At 71.8% G+C, this 19593-nt stretch carries 18 protein-coding genes and 1 riboswitch; of the genes, 10 read left to right on the top strand and 8 right to left on the bottom strand.

Annotation, left to right across the window (positions count from 1 at the left end; genetic code table 11):
- Positions 1–67: 67 nt before the first annotated feature.
- Positions 68–553, top strand: a complete 486-nt coding sequence (locus ABZS54_RS19440; RefSeq protein WP_355537111.1) for an Lrp/AsnC family transcriptional regulator — start codon at positions 68–70, stop codon at positions 551–553.
- Between the two features lie 333 nt (positions 554–886).
- Entirely contained in the window at positions 887–1864 is a 978-nt protein-coding gene (locus ABZS54_RS19435; protein WP_355537108.1) for a universal stress protein, read from the top strand.
- Positions 1865–2001: 137 nt separating this feature from the next.
- Here the strand turns inward: ABZS54_RS19435 and ABZS54_RS19430 are convergent, their stop codons facing one another.
- Entirely contained in the window at positions 2002–2274 is a 273-nt protein-coding gene (locus ABZS54_RS19430; RefSeq protein WP_355537105.1) for a hypothetical protein, read from the bottom strand.
- Positions 2275–2710: 436 nt separating this feature from the next.
- Between ABZS54_RS19430 and ABZS54_RS19425 the strand changes: the two genes are divergently transcribed.
- Together ABZS54_RS19425 and ABZS54_RS19420 are read left to right on the top strand one after the other, a co-directional pair.
- Complete coding sequence (locus tag ABZS54_RS19425; protein WP_355537102.1) at positions 2711–3487, top strand: tRNA-dependent cyclodipeptide synthase; 777 nt, start codon at positions 2711–2713, stop codon at positions 3485–3487.
- Between the two features lie 683 nt (positions 3488–4170).
- Entirely contained in the window at positions 4171–5295 is a 1125-nt protein-coding gene (locus ABZS54_RS19420) for a glycosyltransferase family 4 protein (protein ID WP_355537099.1), read from the top strand.
- Positions 5296–5491: 196 nt separating this feature from the next.
- Here the strand turns inward: ABZS54_RS19420 and ABZS54_RS19415 are convergent, their stop codons facing one another.
- Positions 5492–5992: an Asp23/Gls24 family envelope stress response protein gene (locus tag ABZS54_RS19415; RefSeq protein WP_355537096.1), complete on the bottom strand. Its 501-nt coding sequence runs from the start codon at positions 5990–5992 to the stop codon at positions 5492–5494.
- 387 nt (positions 5993–6379) lie between these two features.
- On the opposite strand from ABZS54_RS19415, the gene ABZS54_RS19410 reads away from it, so the two are divergent.
- Entirely contained in the window at positions 6380–7021 is a 642-nt protein-coding gene (locus ABZS54_RS19410) for an NAD(P)H-dependent oxidoreductase (protein ID WP_355537093.1), read from the top strand.
- Between the two features lie 341 nt (positions 7022–7362).
- On the opposite strand, the gene ABZS54_RS19405 is transcribed toward ABZS54_RS19410, so the two are convergent.
- Positions 7363–9459 carry a transporter substrate-binding domain-containing protein gene (locus ABZS54_RS19405; RefSeq protein ID WP_355537090.1) on the bottom strand — a complete coding sequence of 699 codons (2097 nt, stop codon included), beginning with the start codon at positions 9457–9459 and terminating at the stop codon, positions 7363–7365.
- A 217-nt stretch (positions 9460–9676) separates the two neighbouring features.
- Here ABZS54_RS19405 and ABZS54_RS19400 point away from each other — a divergent pair, with 217 nt between their 5' ends.
- From ABZS54_RS19400 to glpK, 3 genes are all read left to right on the top strand, one after another.
- Positions 9677–11341, top strand: a complete 1665-nt coding sequence (locus tag ABZS54_RS19400; protein WP_355537192.1) for a glycerol-3-phosphate dehydrogenase/oxidase — start codon at positions 9677–9679, stop codon at positions 11339–11341.
- Entirely contained in the window at positions 11338–12195 is an 858-nt protein-coding gene (locus tag ABZS54_RS19395; protein WP_355537087.1) for an MIP/aquaporin family protein, read from the top strand. Before ABZS54_RS19400 ends, ABZS54_RS19395 begins: the two co-directional genes overlap by 4 nt.
- A 62-nt stretch (positions 12196–12257) precedes the next feature.
- On the top strand, positions 12258–13772 hold the full coding sequence (gene glpK / locus ABZS54_RS19390) for a glycerol kinase GlpK (protein ID WP_355537084.1): 1515 nt from the start codon (positions 12258–12260) through the stop codon (positions 13770–13772).
- Positions 13773–13820: 48 nt separating this feature from the next.
- Here the strand turns inward: glpK and ABZS54_RS19385 are convergent, their stop codons facing one another.
- The 3 genes from ABZS54_RS19385 to ABZS54_RS19375 form a co-directional block, all read right to left on the bottom strand.
- Positions 13821–15188, bottom strand: coding sequence for an NtaA/DmoA family FMN-dependent monooxygenase (locus ABZS54_RS19385; RefSeq protein ID WP_355537081.1), 1368 nt, complete (start codon positions 15186–15188; stop codon positions 13821–13823).
- A 61-nt stretch (positions 15189–15249) separates the two neighbouring features.
- Positions 15250–16473 carry an LLM class flavin-dependent oxidoreductase gene (locus tag ABZS54_RS19380; RefSeq protein ID WP_355537078.1) on the bottom strand — a complete coding sequence of 408 codons (1224 nt, stop codon included), beginning with the start codon at positions 16471–16473 and terminating at the stop codon, positions 15250–15252.
- 388 nt (positions 16474–16861) lie between these two features.
- Complete coding sequence (locus ABZS54_RS19375; protein ID WP_355537075.1) at positions 16862–17032, bottom strand: hypothetical protein; 171 nt, start codon at positions 17030–17032, stop codon at positions 16862–16864.
- A 37-nt stretch (positions 17033–17069) separates the two neighbouring features.
- Positions 17070–17181, bottom strand: a riboswitch (SAM riboswitch).
- Between the two features lie 229 nt (positions 17182–17410).
- Here ABZS54_RS19375 and ABZS54_RS19370 point away from each other — a divergent pair.
- Positions 17411–17506 carry a putative leader peptide gene (locus ABZS54_RS19370; RefSeq protein WP_355537072.1) on the top strand — a complete coding sequence of 32 codons (96 nt, stop codon included), beginning with the start codon at positions 17411–17413 and terminating at the stop codon, positions 17504–17506.
- 246 nt (positions 17507–17752) lie between these two features.
- Positions 17753–18469 carry a GNAT family N-acetyltransferase gene (locus ABZS54_RS19365; protein ID WP_355537069.1) on the top strand — a complete coding sequence of 239 codons (717 nt, stop codon included), beginning with the start codon at positions 17753–17755 and terminating at the stop codon, positions 18467–18469.
- A 75-nt stretch (positions 18470–18544) separates the two neighbouring features.
- On the opposite strand, the gene ABZS54_RS19360 is transcribed toward ABZS54_RS19365, so the two are convergent.
- Positions 18545–18784 carry a hypothetical protein gene (locus ABZS54_RS19360; RefSeq protein ID WP_355537066.1) on the bottom strand — a complete coding sequence of 80 codons (240 nt, stop codon included), beginning with the start codon at positions 18782–18784 and terminating at the stop codon, positions 18545–18547.
- Complete coding sequence (locus ABZS54_RS19355) at positions 18781–19188, bottom strand: hypothetical protein (protein ID WP_355537063.1); 408 nt, start codon at positions 19186–19188, stop codon at positions 18781–18783. The genes ABZS54_RS19360 and ABZS54_RS19355 overlap by 4 nt, the downstream gene beginning before the upstream one ends.
- Between the last annotated feature and the right edge of the window lie 405 nt (positions 19189–19593).

The raw sequence follows: 19593 nt of genomic DNA, 5'->3' as shown, positions 1-19593 counted from the left end.
TAAGTGGAACTGGCTGCTAGCCTTTTTTAGGGTAGGTCCATCTCATTCGCGGAAACAAGGGGATTCGATGACACGGCCGTTGGACGACATCGACCGGGCGTTGCTGCGCGCGCTGAGCAACGACGGGCGGCGGACCGTACGCGCGCTCGCCAAGTCGGTGGACCTGTCCGAACCGGCGGTCCGCGATCGCCTCCAGCGGCTGGAGCGCGACGGGGTGATCACCGGCTACCACGCGGCCTTCGCGCCCGCGGCGGTCGAGGCCGGCACCGCCGCGTTCATCGCGTTGCGCTTCGACGCCGGAAGGGCGGCCCGCGACCAGGTGGAGGCGGCGATCCGACGCGAGCCGGCCGTCCTGGAGGCACACGAGGTCGCGGGCGAGGACTGCTTGTGGATCAAGGTCCGGGTCGCGTCCACGGCCGACCTGGCCGACACGCTCGACCGCATCCGGTCGGTGCCGGTGATCCGCGCGACCGGCACCACGATCGTGCTGCGCACGGTGTTCGAACGGCCGCTGCTGTCCGCCGACTCCGCCGAGCACGACGCATCGTCGTGATCACCGCATGACCCGTGGGGTAGGGGTCAGGGCATTCGGGCGCATGGGTCCGGCGACGTCAGCCGGCCGTCCGGGGATCCGAGGGCGTGACCGAAGGTATCCGTGATGATGCTTGCGGTGTCGGGAGCGTGGAAGGGGCCCGTGGTGCCGATGATGCGCACGGTGCCGATGGTGTCCGAAGAGCGTGACCTCGGGTCCTGTGCGGGCGGCGCTCGGCGCCGTTCCCCAAGGGCGTCGCGGAGCCGCCTGGCGCGGCACGGAGGCGCTCGCGGAGAGACAGTGGAAGTCAGCACCGCATTCGAGGCGGGTTCCCCAGGGTGATCGGGAGCTGTCATGACAACCGGACGTCGGCCCGTGGTGGCCGGAGTGGAGAATTCGGCGGCGGGCCTGCTCGCCGTCGGTTGGGCCGCGGACGAGGCCGTACGGCACGGGCTGCCGCTGCGGCTCGTGCACGCGTCGGAATGGCCGGCCGAGCCGGCGGGAGCGGAGGCCGCGTACCGGGCCGCCCGGCACGATGGCCGGTTGCACACCGCCCACGCGTTCGACTGGGCGTTCGACACGTATCACGAGGCCGGGGCCGGGGCCACCGTCCCCCGTCCCAGTTGGGCCGAGCGTCGCCGCCTGGCCGACGACGCGCTGTTGGAGAAGGCGGCCGCCGTGGCGATCACCGGCCGGGCGGGTCTCGAGGTGAGCCTGACGACGGTCGAGGGCCGCCCGGTGGACGTGTTGCGCGGTGAGGCACCCGACGCGTCCATGCTCGTGCTCGGCTCGCGCCGGTTGTCGGCCCTGACGGAACTGTTCACCACGGGCAGCATCGCGGTCCCGGTGAGTGCGCATGCGCCGTGCCCCGTGGCGGTGGTGCGCGGGCCCGAACCCGCCGCGGGTGTGGCGCCGACGGTGGTGGTCGGCGTCGACGGCTCGGCCGGCTCCGAACCCGCCGTCGGCTACGCCTTCCAGACCGCCTCGCTGCGCGGCGCCGCCCTGCGAACCGTCCTGGTCCGCCCGCCGACGCCGGACATGGTCGCCGCCTTCGGTAGCGAGTCCGAGGTCGAGGAGGCGCTGATCCGCCTGAGTGAATCGCTCGCCGGGTGGAGTGAGAAGTACCCGGACGTACCGGTGGAGCGCGTCACGATCCTCGGCCACCGTGTCCGCGGACTCGCCGACGCCGCCCAGGACGCCCTGTGCCTGGTGGTCGGCTCCCGGGGCGTGGGCAACTTCCGCGGCATGCTCCTCGGCTCGGTCACCCATGGTCTGATCCACCACGCGCCCGGGCCGCTGGTGATCGTTCCTCGACAGGAGAACCCGCGGTGACGGTGCGGACACGCGGGCATCCCGGCGCGCGCCGGGGCGGCGGCGTGACGGGGCGCCGTGGCCGGCGCTCCGGGCGGCGGGGCACGTGCGACGTCGGCCTGTTCGGAGCGGAAGTAGTGGCGGCCTGCCGGCCGGCTCTACGCCGCCGCGTACGTGCAGGCGCGTTGGGCGATCGTGACGGGTACGCCCTCGACGCCGGTCAATAGGGTCCGGCAGGCCGACACGCCGGCCGGGCCGTTGCCGCCGTACTGGCAGGCGGTGCCGGTGGTCATCGAGCTGTACCCCTCCACGGCGAGGTAGGCCACGCACGCGGACGGGGTGGCGTGGGAGGTCGGGGCCGCCGCGGCGAGAGCGCCCAGGGCCAGGGCCAGGGTGCCGGTTGCTGCGGCGATGCGACGGGACATGCGCATGACTCACCTGCTTCTTTCGGTCACGGACACGAACAAAGCGGTGCCGCCCACGCGTTCGGGCGGCCAAACCGGACCGACCCCACACCGGTCCGCCCGTCACCGTAGGGCGATCCCAGGACCCGGACAAGCCCCGTAATCACGCCCCTCCTCGGCCGAGAATACGCGTCTTCCCCGCCTCCTTCGCCCACTTCGCCGGCGACCGGGCCGGCGCCCTCTCGCCGGCTGAGCCCCCGGACCGGGCGATGGCGCCCCTTGCCGGGCCTGGGATCGCGCTCGCGATCGAATGTCGCCTACGAAGGGGACGAATGCGCCGGCCCGGTTGTCCGATCCCGGACCCGCTTATACGTTCCATGGATGCCGACGGGCCCAAAACGGCCCGGTTCGGAAGTGCGTTCCGCCGATGGAATCATGGAGGGAACGCTAAGGAGTCGATCGCATGGGATTCATGGTGTGGCCGTGCACGCTCGGTAGCCGAAGCGTCCTGGAGCATGCGGAGCACGTGCTGCTCGGGCTCAGTCCCTGGAACAGCTACTACAAGCCGCGCAGGGTCGAGGCCCTGGTGCAGTGGGCCTGTGCGAACTTCGTGAGTGTCGACGTCTTCGTCCCCGGCGACGAGGCCGCGCATACGCTGACCGCGGCCGGCGTGCAGCCCTCGGAGGCCACCCGCCGCGCCCGATACGCCGTCGGCCGACTGCGCAGTCCCGCGCGGCGCGGCCTGCGCAATGCCGGTGTGGCCGACCCGGACCGCCACCTGCACACCTGGACGCAGTTGTCCGAACGCCCCGCGTACCAGCACTCGCTGAAGCGCGTGCGCGACGCCTATCACACGGACGAGGCGGTGCGCGGCGCCTGTCGCCGAACCGCGCGCGGAGCGGTCCGACGCGTCGCCGGGCAGGAGCCGAGCGAGGAGCAGATCGACCAGGCCGTGGGCTACGCCCTCGCCGAACTACCGCTGGTCCTGGACGGGCCGGCGATATTCGGCACGACATCGTCGCTGTTCGTCTACCACCGCGAGATGGATCTCCTGACGCCGTTCATCAACGGCGAGTCCGCGCACCTTCGTCCTGCGCCGGGGCAGGGCTACGCCGTGGTACGGCCGCCCGACCAGGACGCCACGCCGACTTCGCTCTCCCCATGGTGGCCCGAGGACCGAGCGACGCCGCTTGCGGGCGGCCCCACCGGGTCGACCCCGAATCCGCTGCCTCGTCCCTGACTCCCGGGCCCGGCCCGCCCCGGCACACCGACCGTTCCAACCGCCTCACAACCGCCGGGTGCGCCTCTGTACATCGACGCGGAGTACGTCACCGGCGGCTGGTATCTCACCCAGGCCGCCGCCATCGCCGCGAAGTGAGCCCCGTCGCGGGCGGGACCGGCTGCCGCTCCCACCCACGACGGTCGCGCCGTTCCCGGCGGCCCCTCGGGCCGTACCGACAGCACTGATCGTTCCGGCCGTTCCGTTCGCTGCGCGAGCGTCATGCCGCCTGTGTGTCCGGATCGAAATCGCACCGTTCCCGCCTGCCCGCCCGTTCCGATGTCATGACGTCAACGGCGCGGTCCGGGGCGGACCTTGCCCCGCCGGCGGCGGGCAGCCGACGCCCGACCCCCCGCCGTGCCTCCCGGTCGGCCGCCGAAACACCGGCCCGCGTCATGCTCCGCGTCTTGTTCTTCACGCGCGTCGACCATGGATTCCGACCCCTGCGGACAATGCGGTCGAGCCTTCGGGCCATCGGGCCGATATCGGCTCTCGCCTGCCCCGGCGCCCGAGAAGGGACATCCTCGTATGACGGGGACGCGACACTGCGGCAACCGTGCACCAGGGGGGCGACGATCGGGGTCAGGGGGACGCCGCACGGGCAGGGGGGTGCGGACGGGCGTGGGCCGCTGCGGGTGCTGCTCGTGGTGGACGACCTGCGCATCGGCGGCGCGCAGCGGCAAGTCGCGGGATTGGCGGGCGCGTTGGCGGCGTGTGGGCACACGGTGGTGCTGGCCTGTACCGAGGACGGGCCGGCCGGAGCCGAACTCGCGGCCGCGGGCGTGTCGGTCGTCGTGCTGGGCACGCACCGGGTGGCCCGCCTGGTCAGCCCGATGCTGGCGCTGCGGATCGCGCGCCTGGTCCGGGCGGGGCGATTCGACGTGGTCCATGCGCACGTGCATGCCGCCACCATGGCCGCGGCCCTCGCCGGCCCCATCGCTCGCGTCCCGGTGGTGGTGACCGAGCACAGCATGGCGTCCTGGCGTGGACCCCTCGCGCGCGCCTACAGCCGCCCGTTGTACCGCCGATGTGCACTGGTTTTGGCCGTCTCCGAGCAGATCGCGGACCGGCTGCGTCGGGTCGATCGGGTCCCCACCGCACGGGTCCGGGTGGTGGGCACCGCGGTGTTCGGCGGCACGCCGGCGACACTCCCGAGCCCTCGTGACGCACCGCTGACGGTCGGCGTGGTCGGCCGACTGGAACCCGAGAAGGGTGTGGAATTCTTCCTGCGTGCCGCCGCCCGACTCGCGGATCGGCATCCCGAGGTGGACTTCAGCGTCGTGGGCGACGGCCGACTGCGCGGGGAACTGCGCTCGCTGGCAGCGGATTTGCGGCTCGGCGACCGGGTCCGCTTCGGCGGGATGCGGACGGACGGCCCGGCAGCGGTGGCCGCCCTGGACATCCTGTGCGTCCCGTCCGTGACCGAGGGTGCCCCGCTGGTCGTCCTGGAGGCGATGGCCGCGGGCGTACCCGTGATCGCCACCACCGTCGGCGCCATCCCCCACCAACTGGGCCACGGCCAAGCGGGCGTCCTGGTCGAACCCGCCGACGTGGCCGCCCTGACCCGGGCCCTCGACAGCCTCCTGACCCACCCGCACGAACGCCGACGCCTGAGTCGAGCCGGCCGGCACCGCCTGACCCGCCTCGCGAACGCGGACGCGGTGACCGACGCCGTCTGCACGGCCTACCACGACGCACTCCGCCACCCGACCGGCCCGAGCGACCGCGACCACCGCAACGCCACAACGCCGGCCACGACGACTGAGTGAACGGCCGGACGCGCACGACGAGACGCCCCCACCCGGCCGCCACCCCGGCAGAGGCCGGGCCGGTGCCCAAGCCCAGGCAAGCGAGCACCTCGGCCGATCCGACCCCACGACGCCGCCACGCTCGAACCGCGAAAACCCACCTGCTCGTTGGGCCGACGCGCGTGCCCATGCGGCACGAACCGACCGACCTGCGCGCCTATTCGACCCGAGCCGACGCGTGCGGGTCGCCGTCGGACAGGTGGATGTCGTCCACGGCCACGTTCACCTCGACCACCTCCAGCCCGGTCATCCGCTCGACGGTGTCGATGACGTGCCCGCGTACCGCCTGGCCCAGTTCGGCGATCGGCACGCCGTACTCCACCACCAGGTTCAGATCGAGAGCGCACTGCCGCTCCCCGACCTCCACGCTCACCCCGTGCGCCACGTTCGGTCGACCGCCCGGTACCCGCTGGCGCACCGCGTCCAACGCTCGCGTCATCGAACCGCCCAGCGCATACACACCCTCGATCTCCCGGGCGGCCAATCCGGTGATCTTCGCGACCACGCCGTCGGCAATCGCGGTGCGACCGCGCGTGCCGGCGGCCGCCGGCACCGGTTGCGGCGATCGACCCGGCCCACCCGGCACGAGTTGCGCTCCGCCGGCGGCGTTCGACCGCATCGCCACCATGTCCGTCACGTCCTTCGGATCAGACATCACACGCGACCCTTCTTCGGCTTCGGCTCGCGCCCACCGGTCGCAGGCACTGTGCCCGGCCGTCTGCCCGGCACAGGCACGCTCAATCCTGCCGACGGGATTCCCCCAGCCGCCCAACTCCGCATCCAAAGCGCCGACTTGCGCCCGATCACGCAGGCCCGACCGGCGCGTCGACGCGCCGGTCGGGCCTGACGCGGTGCCCTTGAACGTGCGCCGGTCGATCGTGTTCAGCACGTCGCCCGCGTCGGACGCGGACCGGGCACGACCTTGCCCTCACGCCTGCGTCAATGGCTACGGTCGTGGACACGCGGTGCCGAGACCGAGCCCGACCGTCGCCGGCCCGGCCCGCTCCGATCCGCCACCCCGCTCGCCCACGATTCGAGGTCGTACATGCCCTCCCTCCTGCACCTGGACGCCAGCATCCGCCACAGCGGCTCGGTGTCCCGGGAACTGTCCACCCACTTCGCCGCGCGCTGGCGCGACACCCACCCCGACGGCGGCTACACCCACCGCGACCTGGCCGCCGAACCCGTCCCGCACATCACCCACGAGGTCCGCGAAGCGCTGCTCGACCCCAGCCGCGGACACGGCGAGCCGCCGCAGGAACGAGCCCTGACCGAAGCGCTGAACGCCGAACTGCGCGCTGCGGACACCGTCGTACTGGGCGTGCCCATGTACAACTACTCGATCCCGTCGACGGTCAAGGCCTGGCTGGACCGCATCGTCACCCCGGCCAACATGGTCACACCCGACGGCGGCCCGGGGGCGTTGGCGGGCACGTCGGTTGTGGTGGTCACCACGAGGGGCGGGTCCTACGCTCCCGGCACGCCGCGCGAGGGCTGGGATCACCAGGAGCCGTACCTGCGTGCCGTCCTGCGCTCGATCGGCCTCGCGGACGACCTGGAGTTCGTCCATGCCGAACTCACCCTGGCCGCTTCCGTCCCGGCGATGTCCGCACTCAAGCCGCTGGCCGAGAAGTCGCTGAACCAGGCGTACGACACACTCGAAGCACTGGCCACCCGCACCGGGTGACAGAGTTCCGCAGATGACGCACCAGGATTCAACGGATTCCATACCGCCTGTTCCCCCGACGGGCTGCGATACCGTCGATCGATGATCGACGCACAGTGGGACATCCTTCTCCTCGGCGGCGCCTCCGGCGTGGGCGAGAGTCGGGCGGCGGCAGGACCGGCCCGGCAGGCCGGGGCGTTCGTGGTGGAGTTCGACGATTCGGGCAGCACTGATCCGGCACCGGGCTCGGTCGGGGCGACGGGGCGTGCCGCCGATCGGTTCCCGGCGGATCGGCGCAACCGGTACGCGAGGGGATCGTCGCAGCCCGGGCGCGTACCCGCCCCGTCCCGAGTCCGGTCAGGTCAACCGCCGTTCACCGTCACCTTCGAGACGGCGCCCGCCGACAGGTGCCATCGAGCCACGATCCGCTGGTAGTCACCGCTGGTCAGCAACCGCTCCAGTGCCTGGCGGATCGCGTCGCGCAGTTGCGGGTCGGTCTTGCGGAAGGCGATTCCGCACGGCTCGGGGCCGATCTGTCCGTCCACGACCTCAAGACCGTCGGCCGAGTTCTGCGCGGAGTACACGGCGGCGGGGTAGTCGAACAGGCCCGCGTCGGCCTCGCCCTGGCGGATCCGCGTGGCCGCTTCGGCCATGGTGGAGCAGGAGACCTTGATGACCGCGCCCGCGGATCCGCACCGGGCGCCCGTGTCGTCGGCGAAATCGTCCTGGGCCGTGCCCCGAATGATCGCCACCCTGCACCCACACAGGTCGAAAAGGCCCCGGATGCGCCGGGTGTTGCCTTTGGCGACCAGGATCGCGGAGCCGGCCCGGAAGTAGTCGACGAAGTCGATCCCCTCGGCCCGGCGCGCCGGCGTATCCAGCATCGAGGACATGATCAGATCGATGTGGGCGGACTTGAGGGCGGGCAACAGCTCCCCGAAGCCCAAGTTACGCAATTGCAGTCCGACGCCGAGTTGTTCGCCGATCGCCTTGGCCAGATCGGCGGTCAGCCCGATCACCCCCTTGCCGTCGGCATCGAGGAACTCGTTGGGCGGATAGGTGGCGTCCACCCCGACGGCGAGCGGCTGCCCGTTCTTGTACCTGTCGGGCAGCACACCGGACAGCGGAGCAGAGGCGTTCGAGCCCGAACCCACCGGCGGCCGGGAGGCGTTCGCGCCCGGCGCGGCCCCCGTCGGCGCTTTCCCCGACGAACTCGCGCTCGGCGAGGACTTCTTCGCCGCCGGATCAGTGTTCCCGCCGTCGTCGCCGGTGAGCAGGTACGTGGTCCCACCCGCGAGCGCCGCAGCCACCACCGAGCCGCCGATCAGCAACCGGCGGCGCGGTATCCCGGAACCCTTCGCGGGCGGCCCGAACGGCGGTGCCGCCGGCGGCGCCGGAACCGGTGACCACACGGCAGCCGGCGGCTGCACAGGATCCGGTGCGTGCACGGGCCTGGGCGGCGGCACGGATCCTACCGGCGGCGCCGGCGCGGTGACCGCGGCCTCCGCCGGCCGCCTCGGGTACGTCGGCGACCCGCCCACCGCCGCCGGCGCCGCCGGTCGGTTCCGGACCAGGGCGGAATGCGCCGCCGGCAGCCAGTCGTCGGCCGCCGGCCGCGCCGACGCGCCGAGCAGCCCAAGAATCCGGCCGGGCGTCGGCCGCTCCGCCGGATCCTTGTGCAGACAGGCCGCGACCAGGGGCCGCAACCCCATGGGCACGGCATCCAGCCGAGGCTCTTCGTACACCACCCGGAACAGCAGCTGCGCCGCTTCCCCCGCCCCGAACGCCGACGCGCCCGTCGTCGCGTAGGTCAACACCAGACCGACCGCGAACACGTCGCTCGCGGGCCCGACCTCGTCTCCCCTGGCCTGCTCGGGCGACAGGAAGCCCGGCGAGCCGATCAGGTGCCCTGTCCGGGTCAGTTCGCTCGTGCCGTGTACGAGCCGGGCGATGCCGAAGTCGATCACCCGCGGGCCGTCGGCGGTCAGCAGCACATTGGACGGTTTGAGGTCGCGATGCACGAGGCCGACCGCGTGGATCGCCGCCAGCGACTCGGCCAGCCCGGCGGCCAGCACCCGCGCGCTCGACTCGGGCAGCGGCCCGTGCGCGGTCACGGCCTGGGTCAGCGAGGGTCCGATGATGTACTCGGTGGCCAGCCACGGCGTCTCGGCCTCGGCGTCCGCGTCGACGAACGCGGCCGTCCAAAAGCCGCCGATCCGACGCATCGCCGCGATTTCCCCCGCGAACCGCCGCCGGAAGTGCGGGTCCGCGGCCAGTTCGGCATGCACGGTCTTGACCGCCACCAGCCGCCCGCCGGGCGACCGGGCCAGGAACACCTGCCCCATGCCGCCCGCCCCCAACCGGCCCAGCACCGCGAACGAACCGATCCACCGCGGATCCTCTGCCCCGACCACCTCCACCACTGCCCCGACTCCCGCCTGTCGATCCGTCGCAGGCATCACCGTACGGGATCACCGATCGGCCGATCGATCGCCTCGTTCGGGCGAACCCGCGACCTCCAGCGTTACTCCGCCCGGCCCACAATGGGCGTGGCTCGACGTGCAGGTGGGGAGCGCAGGCCATCGAATGTAGGGGCCCAGCATTTCCCTGCCGAGGAGATTCGACGTGCAACCCGTCGCCCTGTCGCCCAAGGCCCGCGAAGATGCCCTGACCGCCATGGGATCCGGTCACGAGTTGGACATCCTGGTCATCGGCGGAGGCGTCGTCGGTGCCGGGTGCGCGCTGGACGCCGTCACCAGGGGCCTGAGCGTGGGCCTGGTCGAGGGCCGGGACTGGGCCAGCGGCACCTCCAGTCGCTCCAGCAAGCTCATCCACGGCGGACTGCGCTACCTGGAGATGCTGGACTTCCGGCTCGTCCAGGAGGCGCTGCGTGAACGCGGTCTGCTGGTGCAACGGCTGGCCCCGCACCTGGTGCGCCCGGTGAAGTTCCTGTATCCGCTGACGCATCGCGGGTGGGAGCGGCTGTACGTCGGCGCCGGGGTGCTCCTGTACGACATGATGGGCGCGACCTCCGGCAATTCCCGGGGCCTGCCGCATCACCGGCATCTCACCAAGCACCGTGCGCTGAGCGAGGTGCCCGCGCTCAAGTCGGATGCGCTGATCGGCGCGGTGCAGTACTGGGACGCGCAGGTCGACGACGCCCGGCACACCATGACCATCACCCGCACGGCCGCCGCGTACGGCGCGCACGTGGCCAACCGGACCAGGGTCACCGGCTTCCTCCGGCAGGGCGAGCGGGTCACCGGCGCGACGGTCGTCGACGTCGAGTCGGGCCGCGAGTTCGAGGTGCACGCCAAGCAGGTGATCAACGCGAGCGGCGTGTGGACCGACGACACCCAGGCGATGGCCGACACCCGGGGCCAGTTCCATGTGCGGGCGTCCAAGGGCGTACACGTGCTCGTGCCTCGGGATCGGGTGAACTCGCGGTCCGGGCTGATCCTGCGCACCGAGGCCAGTGTGCTGTTCGTGATCCCGTGGGGCCGGCACTGGCTGATCGGGACCACCGACACCCCGTGGGACCTGGACAAGCAGCACCCCGCCGCGAGTTCACGCGACATCGACTACCTGCTGGAGCACGTCAACCGGGTGCTGGCCACGCCGCTGTCCCGGGACGACGTGGAGGGCGTGTACGCGGGCCTGCGACCGCTGCTGGCGGGCGACGCGGCCGAAACCAGCAAGCTGTCCCGGGAGCACCTGGTCGGCCATCCCGTCCCGGGCCTGGTGGTGATCGCCGGCGGCAAGTACACCACCTATCGGGTGATGGCCAAGGACGCCGTGGACGAGGCGGTGCGCACGCTCGACAGCGCGCATCCGGGCCCGTCGGTGACCCACGACGTGCCGCTGCTCGGTGCCGACGGATACCAGGCGCTGCGCAATCGCCGGCACAGCCTGGCCCGGACGTCCGGGCTGCACGTGGTGCGCATCGAGCATCTGCTCGCCCGGTACGGCTCGATGATCGGCGAGGTGCTCGAACTCATCGAGCGTGACCCGGAGTTGGCCATGCCGTTGCCCGGCGCGGACGACTATCTGCGGGCCGAGGTGGTGTATGCGGTCACCCACGAGGGCGCACACCACCTGGACGACGTGCTCACCCGGCGCACCCGGGCCTCGATCGAGTCGTGGGATCGCGGGGTGGAGGCCGCCGAGATCGCCGCGCGGCTGATGGCCGAGCCGCTGGGCTGGGACGAGCAACAGATCCGCAACGAGATCGCGCACTACGGGAAGCGAGTCGAGGCCGAACGCGACGCCCAGCGACAACCGGACGATTTGACCGCCGACGCTGCCCGACTCGGCGCCCCCGACATCGTTCCGGCGCCATGAGCACGGACGCAGCGCCGGAGACCGGGGCGGGCCGGGCGGGCCCGGCCCCGGCACCGAGCGAACGGTGGCGGATCGGGGGCGAGTTGGTCGCCGAATTCGTCGGCACGATGGTGCTCCTGCTGTTCGGCACCGGGGTGGTGGCGCAGGTCGTCGCGGGCAAACTGGGCGATCACGACAGCATCGCGTGGGCCTGGGGCCTGGGGGTGACGTTCGGGGTGTACATCGCCGCGCGCACCTCCGGCGCGCATTTGAATCCGGCGGTGACGGTGGCGCTCGCCGCCTTCCGCGGCTTCCCATGGCACAAGGTGGCGCCGTACGCGCTCGCGCAGACCGCGGGAGCGTTCGTCGCGGCCCTGCTGGTGCGGTGGAACTACACGGAGATTCTGGCCCAGGCCGATCCCGGGCACACGATCAAGACGCAGGTGGTCTTCTCCACGCTGCCGGGCAACGGCACGTTCCCGGTCAGCGAATGGGGGGCGTTGCGCGACCAGATCATCGGCACCGCGATCCTGCTGCTGGTGATCATGGCGTTGACGGACGTGCTCAACACGGCACCCAAGGCCAACCTCGGCGCGTTGCTGACGGGCCTGTTGGTGGTCGCGATCGGGATGGCTTTCGGTGCCGACGCCGGCTACGCGATCAACCCGGCCCGCGACTTCGGGCCGCGGCTGGCCAGTTTTCTGACCGGCTACCACGGGGCGTGGCGCGATCAGTACGGCAACCTGTACTTCTGGGTACCGATCGTCGGGCCGTTGATCGGCGGCGTGATCGGGGCAGCGCTGTACCGGTGGCTGATCGCGCCGTTCCTGCCCACGTCGGAGCAGCCGGCGGGCAGAGTGCTCGAAGCCGACTGAACCGTCGTACGGGACATCCGACACGGCGCCATGTCCGGGCGTCGCCACAGTAAGGGTTCGAGATGGCGGATTTCGTCGCGGCAATCGATCAGGGCACCAGCAGTACCCGGTTCATGGTCTTCGATCACGGCGGCAGCGTGGTCGGGCGCCAGCAGTTGGAGCATCGGCAGATCATGCCGCGGGCGGGCTGGGTGGAGCACAGCCCGGTGGAGATCTGGGAGCGCACCCGTTCGGTGATCTCCAGTGGGCTCAACCACTACAACCTCACGCCCGCCGATTTCGCCGCCCTGGGCATCACCAATCAGCGCGAGACCACGGTGGTGTGGAATCGGCACACCGGCAGGCCGTACTACAACGCGATCGTCTGGCAGGACACCCGCACCGACAGGATCGCCCGCGCGTTGAATCAGGACCATCGGGGCGAGGTGATCCGGGCCAAGGCGGGTCTGCCGCCATCGACGTACTTCGCGGCGGGAAAGGTGCAGTGGATCCTGGAGAACATCGACGGTGCGCGCCGTGACGCCGAGCGCGGCGACGCGGTCTTCGGCACCATCGACACGTGGTTGTTGTGGAACCTGACCGGCGGGTCCCGCGGGGGTGTGCACGTCACCGACGTCACCAACGCCTCGCGCACGATGTTGATGGATCTGCGCACGCTGGACTGGGACGACGAGTTGTTGTCGTTCTTCGACATCCCGCGCGTCATGTTGCCCACGATCCGCCCGTCGAGCTATCCGGACGGCTACGGCGCGTCGCCCGACGCGAGTCCGCTGGTGGGGATTCCGCTGACCGGCACGCTGGGCGACCAGCACGCGGCCACGGTCGGCCAGGTGTGCTTCGCCGAGGGTGAGGCAAAGAACACCTACGGCACGGGCAACTTCATGCTCCTCAACACCGGCAACCGGATCGTGCGCTCCGAGCACGGCCTGCTCACCACCGTCGCCTACCACTTCGCGGGCCAGGATCCGGTGTACGCGTTGGAAGGGTCGATCGCGGTGACCGGGTCGGCGGTGCAGTGGCTGCGGGACCAGTTGCACATCATCAAGAATGCCGCGGACAGCGAGACGTTGGCCCGGCAGGTCGAGGACACCGCCGGGGTGTACTTCGTACCGGCCTTCTCCGGTCTGTTCGCGCCGTATTGGCGCAGCGACGCGCGCGGCGCGATCGTCGGGCTCGCCCGATACCACGACGTGGGCCACGTCGCCCGGGCCACGCTGGAGGCGATCTGCTACCAGAGCCGGGACGTGGTGGATGCGATGGCCAAGGACTCCGGTGTGGCGCTGAGCGTGTTGAAGGTGGACGGCGGGGTCACCGACAACAGCCTGTGCATGCAGATCCAGGCCGACGTGTTGGGGGTGCCGGTGATCCGGCCGACGGTCCCCGAGACCACCGCGCTGGGTGCGGCGTACGCCGCCGGTCTCGCGGTCGGTTTCTGGCGGGACACCGACGAGTTGCGGGCCAACTGGAATCAGGACGCCCGCTGGGAACCGGAGTGGGACCGCGAACGCCGGGAGAGCGGCTACGCCGACTGGAAGCGGGCGGTGCAGCGCACGTTGGACTGGGTGCCGAACGAGTGAACGGTCGGGCCGGGGACGGGAGGATCGCTCCCGTCCCCGGCTCGGGCATCACGCCACGCGTGCGCCGGCGCCCACCTCCACGGCCGGCCCGATGCCCAGGTTCTCGCGCAGCGTGCCGCCGGTGTACTCGGCGCGCAGCGAGCCACGTTCCTGGAGCAGCGGGACGACCTTGTCGACGAACTCGTCGAGACCGGTGGGGGTCAGGTGGGAACCCACGATGAAGCCGTCCGAGCCGTCCTGTTGCACGAACGTGTCGATGCGTTCCGCCACTTGGGCGGGGGTGCCGACGAACTCGGTGCGGCCGAACACGTGGATGGCCAGGTCGCGCAGCGAGTACTTGTCGGCCTCGGCCAGCGCACGCCACTCGGCGACCCTGCGGTGTGCGTCCTCGCCGATCCGGGCCCGGCCCTGCACCAGCGGCGGACCGTCGGGGTCGGGGTCCACGTCGGGCAGCGGGCCGTCCGGGTCGTAGCCGGACAGGTCGCGGTTCCAGACCGTCTCCAGCAGGATCTGCGCGGTGCGTCCGCTGATCTGGCGCCGGGTGATGTCACGGTGTCGCTCGGCGGCGTCGGCCACGCTCTCGCCGAGGACGAACGACGCGTGCGGCAGCAGCTTGACCGAGCCGGCGGGCCTGCCCAGCCGGCCGGCCCGGGCCTGGATGTCGCGGTAGAACGCCTGCGCCTCGTCGAGGCGGTGGTAGGGCGAGAAGATCGCGTCGGCTCCGCCGGCGGCGAAGTCGCGGCCCTGCGGTGAGACGCCGGCCTGTAGGATCACCGGCCGGCCCTGCGGGCTGCGCGGCGTGTCGAATCGCCCCGTGATGTCGAACTGCCGTCCATTGAAAGCGAATTGGCCGGCGTTGGCGTCGCGCAGGAAGACACCGGTGTCTTGGTCGGCGGCCACCGCGTCCGCCGCCCAGGAGTCCCACAGTTCGCGCGCGGCGGCCAGGAACTCGCCGGCCCGGGTGTAGCGGTCCTTGCGGTCCAGGAAGCCGCCACGGCGGAAGTTCGCGCCGGTGAACGCGTCGAAGGAGGTGACCACGTTCCAGCCCGCCCGGCCGCCGGACAGATGGTCGAGGGCGCTCAACTGGCGGGCCAGTTCGTAGGGTTCGTTGAAGGTCGCGTTGACCGTGCCGATCAGGCCCAGGTGTTCGGTGACGGCGGCCAGTGCGCTGAGCACGGGCAGCGTGTCGGGGCGTCCGACCACGTCCTGGTCGAAGATCAGGCCCAGGCGTTCGCGCAGGGCCAGGCCCTCGGCGAGGAAGAAGAAGTCGAATCGGCCGCGTTCGGCGGTCTGTGCCACGTGTTTGAAGGTGGAGAAGTCGATCTGACTGCCGGCCTCGGGATCGGACCACACGGTGTGGTGGTTCACGCCTCCCACGTAGGCGCCGAGGATGATCTGCTTACGCGACGTGCTCATCGGGATGGGTCCCTTCGGACGGTTGCCGGGACAGCGGTGGGGCGGGTGATGACGGAGCGGGTCACGAGGCCGCCGCCGTGGGCGTGGCATAGCGGCTGTCGGGGCGCGGCAGGCCGAGTCGGGCGCGCAGCGAGCCGGCTTCGTAGGCGGTGCGGAAGGCGCCGCGGCGTTGCAGTTCGGGCACCAGGTCGCGGGTGATGGCGTGCAGGTCGTGCGGCAACGCGGCCGGGCGCAGGCGGAATCCGGTCAGTCCGGCGCGCTGCCAGTCCTGGAGGGTGTCGGCGAGGTCGGCGGCGGTGCCGGTGAACACGAATGCGTCACCGGCGTATTCGGCGCCGTCGAGCTCGTCCAGCCGCGCCTTGCGGTCACGGGCCGCGGCGGCGCTCTCGTCGAGGAGGACGACCAGGTCGGCGAAGACGTGCACGATCTCCGACTCCCGTTCGGCGGTGCGTTGTTCGGCACGGATCTCGGTGACGATGGCACGGGCGTCGTCGTGGTCGCGCGGTGTCACGTACACCACGTCGGCGGAGCGGGCGCCGAGCCGGTACGGCACCGTGGCGTGTGCCAATACGGTTACCAGCGGCTGGCCCTGCGGCGGACGCGGCACGATCGAAGGCCCGCGGACCCGGAACCTGGGTCCGACGAAGTCGATGTAGTGCAGCTTGCCGCGGTCGATGAAGCGGTCGGTGGCCGCGTCGCGGATCTCCGCGCCGTCCTCCCAGCTGTCCCACAGTCGGCGCACCACCTCGACGAAGTCCTGCGCCTCGGCGAAGCTCTCCGCGACCGCGGCCACCACGTCGGGCCGGTCGAGGTCCTCGACGGTGAACGGCGCATGCTCGCGCCGGCCGAAGTGCGCGTTCTCGGCCGGCCGGGACACCTGGGCGCGCCACCCGGCACGGCCGAGGCTGACGTAGTCGAGCGTGGCGATCGCCTTGGAGACGTGGAACGGCTCGGTGTGCGTGACGGTGGCGGTCGGGATCAGTCCGACGTGTTCGGTCAGCGGCGCGACGCGCGAGGCGATCAGCACCGCGTCCAGTCGGCCGCGGACCTGGTCGGTGCGGGTGTCGGTGCCGTCGAATCGAGTGGATTGCAACGCGAGTGCGTCCTCGATGGTGACGAAGTCGAGCAGGCCCGCCTCCGCCTCGGCCACCAGGTCGGTCCAGTAGCGGGCGGTGAACAGCTCGGTCGGGCGGGCGTCGGGTTCGCGCCAGGCAGCCGGATGCCAACCGGCGCCGTCCAGCGCGACGGCCAGGTGCAGCGGGCCGGGGGTGTTCGGGGTGGTCATGGGCGGGTCTCGCTTTCCGCAAAGTGGCTCGGGTTCGGGGTTCGGTGAGTCGGCGGCGGTGTGGTCGGTGCGGCAGGCTCGGTCGCGGGCGAGCGTCACGGCATGGCACGGCCGGCGGACGGCGGTCCGTCGTCGGACGCGAGACGGCGTCGGGTCGGCCCGGGCCGGGCGAGTGTCGATTGCCGTGGGCGAGCAGGCGGGTGCCGATGCAGGGTTGCCCTGTGGGTGGCGAACTCGTGGGAATCCGGGGCGGGTTCAGCCGGAGCGACGGAATCGGCGCGGGATCGCACCGGGCCGGCTCGCCGGTGGACCGGCACGACGACGCGACCGCGGGCGCGCCGGTGCCGTGCTGCGGCCGCGGTTCGCCCGGGGGGCGGGTGCTACCGGGTCAGCGACACAGGGAGCCGGCGGAGCGGCGCAGGTCGATGAACAAGCGCCGGGTCAATCGGGTTCGGGGCGAACTCGCGTGCTGTCCACGGGCGTTCGCCCAGTGGGCGGCCGGGGTCGGCACGGCGGGCGCGGCGGCGCGGTGCCGCACCGCGTTCACACACCTGCTCATGACATCGTCCCCTTGCCCCCTGGGCCCGTCGAGGCGGGCCCCGCGTTGCCACGCGAAAGACGCGCGGCCGTGTCCTCACCCGGGGCACCCGTCGCGCGAAGGAGGGTTGCCGACCAACAAGCCGGGGCTGAACGTTGGCACTCGTGACACGTACTACGGCGACGACCGATCCGGCCGACATCGCGACGCTAACGCAGCCCGCGGGCTCTTGTCCATCGACCCGGAGGGCGGCAACAACCGCTCGGGGCAGGCGCCTTGCCGCCCCGCGACCGGCGCCCCGAAGGGGCGGATCCGACCGCCGGCGAGTGGACGGTGTGGGAAGCTTCGAGCCGTGGACACCCTTTGACGGGGCGCGATCAAGCTCGTAATCTGCCGATCATGCAGGCTCGGATCCGGTTGGCGACCCGCAGGCACATCGACCTGCTGCGGGTGAGCAGTGCCACATGTCGATCCGGGCTGCCCGGCTCGTCCTGAGCCGTCCGACCGGTGCCGTTCGGCTGCGCCGATGATCGCGCCGTCCGGAGCCGGTCGAGGAGACCGGCCCGACCGGTTCTTCGCCGGGCCGCATCCGGGGCGACTTTTTCCGGCAGGGCACGAATGGGCAGTGTGACGCCGCCGCCGGGTTCGGCGTATCGGCACTTGCCCGGCGGCCCTCCTTCATCCGACGCGAGAGCGGAGTGGATCGACGATGTCCCCATCCCTAGTGACGGCCGGCACGGCATGAACGACGTGCGCGTGCTGGACAACGTGGCCTACGCGTCCCTGATCGGCCCGCACGCCGGGCTGGCCGAACGCAGGGGCCGGGTCGTGCGCTATCTCGCCGACGTGGCGCCGTTCGCGGCCCTGCCGGACGATCCGGGCCCGGCGGACTGGGCGGATCTGGCCGCGCTGGCGGGTCCGGGCGCGGTCCTGCCACTCGCCGACGGCGACGCGTTGCGACCGCCTCCGCCGTGGGAGGTGGTGATACGGATCGGCGGGGTGCAGATGCTGGGCGATGCGGTCGCCGGCCGGCCGGACGACTCGCTCGTTCGACTCGCCGCCGCCGACGTGCCCGAGATGCTCGACCTGGTCGCCCGTACCCGACCGGGCCCGTTCCTGTCCCGGACCATCGAACTGGGCACCTACCTGGGGGTTCGCCGCGACGGTGCGCTGATAGCGATGGCCGGGGAACGGCTACATCCGCCCGGCTGGACCGAGATAAGCGCGGTGTGCACGGATCCGGCGTGGCGCGGGCAGGGTTTGGCGAGCCGGCTGGTCCTGGCGTTGGTGGCCGGCATCATCGCTCGCGGCGAGACGCCGTTCCTGCATGCGGCGGCCGAGAACGTGACCGCGATCCGGCTGTACGAGTCACTGGGCTTCCGGGTGCGGCGCACGCCGTCCTTCGTGGCGGTGCGGGTCCCGGCCGGTGAGCCCGTCGGACCGGTGGTCGCCGGGTAGGCGACGCGGTCGATCCGGGTCGGTTGCGGCGGTGCCGGCGAGCCGCCCACTGCGGGTGCGGCTCGCCGGTCCGGGTCAGCCCGGCGGGGTCTCGGGCGCCTCGGCATCCTGGTCCGCTCGGTCTGCCGCCTTCTCCGCCTCGTCGACGATCGACGCCGGGTCCGACGGCAGGTCGGTGGGAGCCGCCCGGGTGCCCGCCGGAGCCGGGCCACCGCCGTTGTCGTCGTGCGATCCGCCGCATGCGTTCAGCGCGGGGCCGAGCGCGAGGACCGCTACCAGGACGGCGGCGGCCCGACGGCGACGTATGCCGGTCACTTGCCCGCGGCGGGCTGCTGCGTGTCGCACCAGGTCTTCACGTTCGCCAGGTCGGTCCGGCGCTGCTGGAGTTCCGGCAGCAGATGCTGACGGGTGGTCAACTTGTCGTTGAGGTAGGTCTTGACGGCCGGGCGGTTCAGCTTGTCCGCGGTGGCGATCCGCTCCTGGAGGTGGGCGATGGACCCCTTCACGGCGGCGCCGCCGTTCAGCCGGTCGATCGCCTTGCCCAGACGGGTGTCGATGGCGGGGACGCGCTTGCAGATGGCCGGCTTGTGCTTGTCGGCACCGGGCATGGCACCGGCCTGCGCGGCGGGTGCCGCGGCCAGGGCCGCGATCGTCGTCAGGGCCGCGAGGGCGCCGAGCGTCGCGAATCGTTTGGGTGCGGTCGTGTTACGGCGAGACATGGTGGTTCTCCCGAGCTTCACGGTTCACCGCCCCGCTGCGGGGTGGCGTGCCGCGACGGTAGGACCCTGTCATGTGGGCTTCCTGTGGGCCGTCTGTGGGGTTCTTGTGAGCCGATCCGGCGGCCGAGCAGGTGCCCGATCCGGTACCGAAGGCGCGGCCTGGGCGGCAAGGCCCGAGGCGGAGCCCGAGGCAGGACCGAGCGAAGCCAACGGGGGGCGGCCGGGACGGGGTTCGAGGCGGAGCCCGACGCGGGGCCGGGACGGGGTTCGAGGCGGAGCCCGACGCGGGGCCGGGACGGTCCCCGGCGGGCCCGGACATGCCGCGTCGGGGCCGGCCGAGCCGGCGCCGCCGCCCCCCCAAACGTAAAAGAAAACTAAAAACAACAAAAACCACAAAACAAAAAA

Source organism: Embleya sp. NPDC005575 (assembly GCF_040605455.1).
Lineage (GTDB): Bacteria > Actinomycetota > Actinomycetes > Streptomycetales > Streptomycetaceae > Embleya.
This window is presented reverse-complemented; position numbering and strand designations above follow the sequence as displayed.

What these genes read in the sequence shown, in the direction of transcription:
- ABZS54_RS19440 (WP_355537111.1), top strand. Translation starts at nt 68, where the DNA reads ATGACACGGCCGTTGGACGACATCGACCGGGCGTTGCTGCGCGCGCTG.
- ABZS54_RS19435 (WP_355537108.1), top strand. Translation starts at nt 887, where the DNA reads ATGACAACCGGACGTCGGCCCGTGGTGGCCGGAGTGGAGAATTCGGCG.
- ABZS54_RS19430 (WP_355537105.1), bottom strand. Translation starts at nt 2,274, where the DNA reads ATGCGCATGTCCCGTCGCATCGCCGCAGCAACCGGCACCCTGGCCCTG.
- ABZS54_RS19425 (WP_355537102.1), top strand. Translation starts at nt 2,711, where the DNA reads ATGGGATTCATGGTGTGGCCGTGCACGCTCGGTAGCCGAAGCGTCCTG.
- ABZS54_RS19410 (WP_355537093.1), top strand. Translation starts at nt 6,380, where the DNA reads ATGCCCTCCCTCCTGCACCTGGACGCCAGCATCCGCCACAGCGGCTCG.
- ABZS54_RS19405 (WP_355537090.1), bottom strand. Translation starts at nt 9,459, where the DNA reads ATGCCTGCGACGGATCGACAGGCGGGAGTCGGGGCAGTGGTGGAGGTG.
- ABZS54_RS19400 (WP_355537192.1), top strand. Translation starts at nt 9,677, where the DNA reads ATGGGATCCGGTCACGAGTTGGACATCCTGGTCATCGGCGGAGGCGTC.
- ABZS54_RS19395 (WP_355537087.1), top strand. Translation starts at nt 11,338, where the DNA reads ATGAGCACGGACGCAGCGCCGGAGACCGGGGCGGGCCGGGCGGGCCCG.
- glpK (WP_355537084.1), top strand. Translation starts at nt 12,258, where the DNA reads ATGGCGGATTTCGTCGCGGCAATCGATCAGGGCACCAGCAGTACCCGG.
- ABZS54_RS19385 (WP_355537081.1), bottom strand. Translation starts at nt 15,188, where the DNA reads ATGAGCACGTCGCGTAAGCAGATCATCCTCGGCGCCTACGTGGGAGGC.
- ABZS54_RS19380 (WP_355537078.1), bottom strand. Translation starts at nt 16,473, where the DNA reads ATGACCACCCCGAACACCCCCGGCCCGCTGCACCTGGCCGTCGCGCTG.
- ABZS54_RS19375 (WP_355537075.1), bottom strand. Translation starts at nt 17,032, where the DNA reads ATGAGCAGGTGTGTGAACGCGGTGCGGCACCGCGCCGCCGCGCCCGCC.
- ABZS54_RS19370 (WP_355537072.1), top strand. Translation starts at nt 17,411, where the DNA reads ATGCAGGCTCGGATCCGGTTGGCGACCCGCAGGCACATCGACCTGCTG.
- ABZS54_RS19365 (WP_355537069.1), top strand. Translation starts at nt 17,753, where the DNA reads ATGAACGACGTGCGCGTGCTGGACAACGTGGCCTACGCGTCCCTGATC.
- ABZS54_RS19355 (WP_355537063.1), bottom strand. Translation starts at nt 19,188, where the DNA reads ATGTCTCGCCGTAACACGACCGCACCCAAACGATTCGCGACGCTCGGC.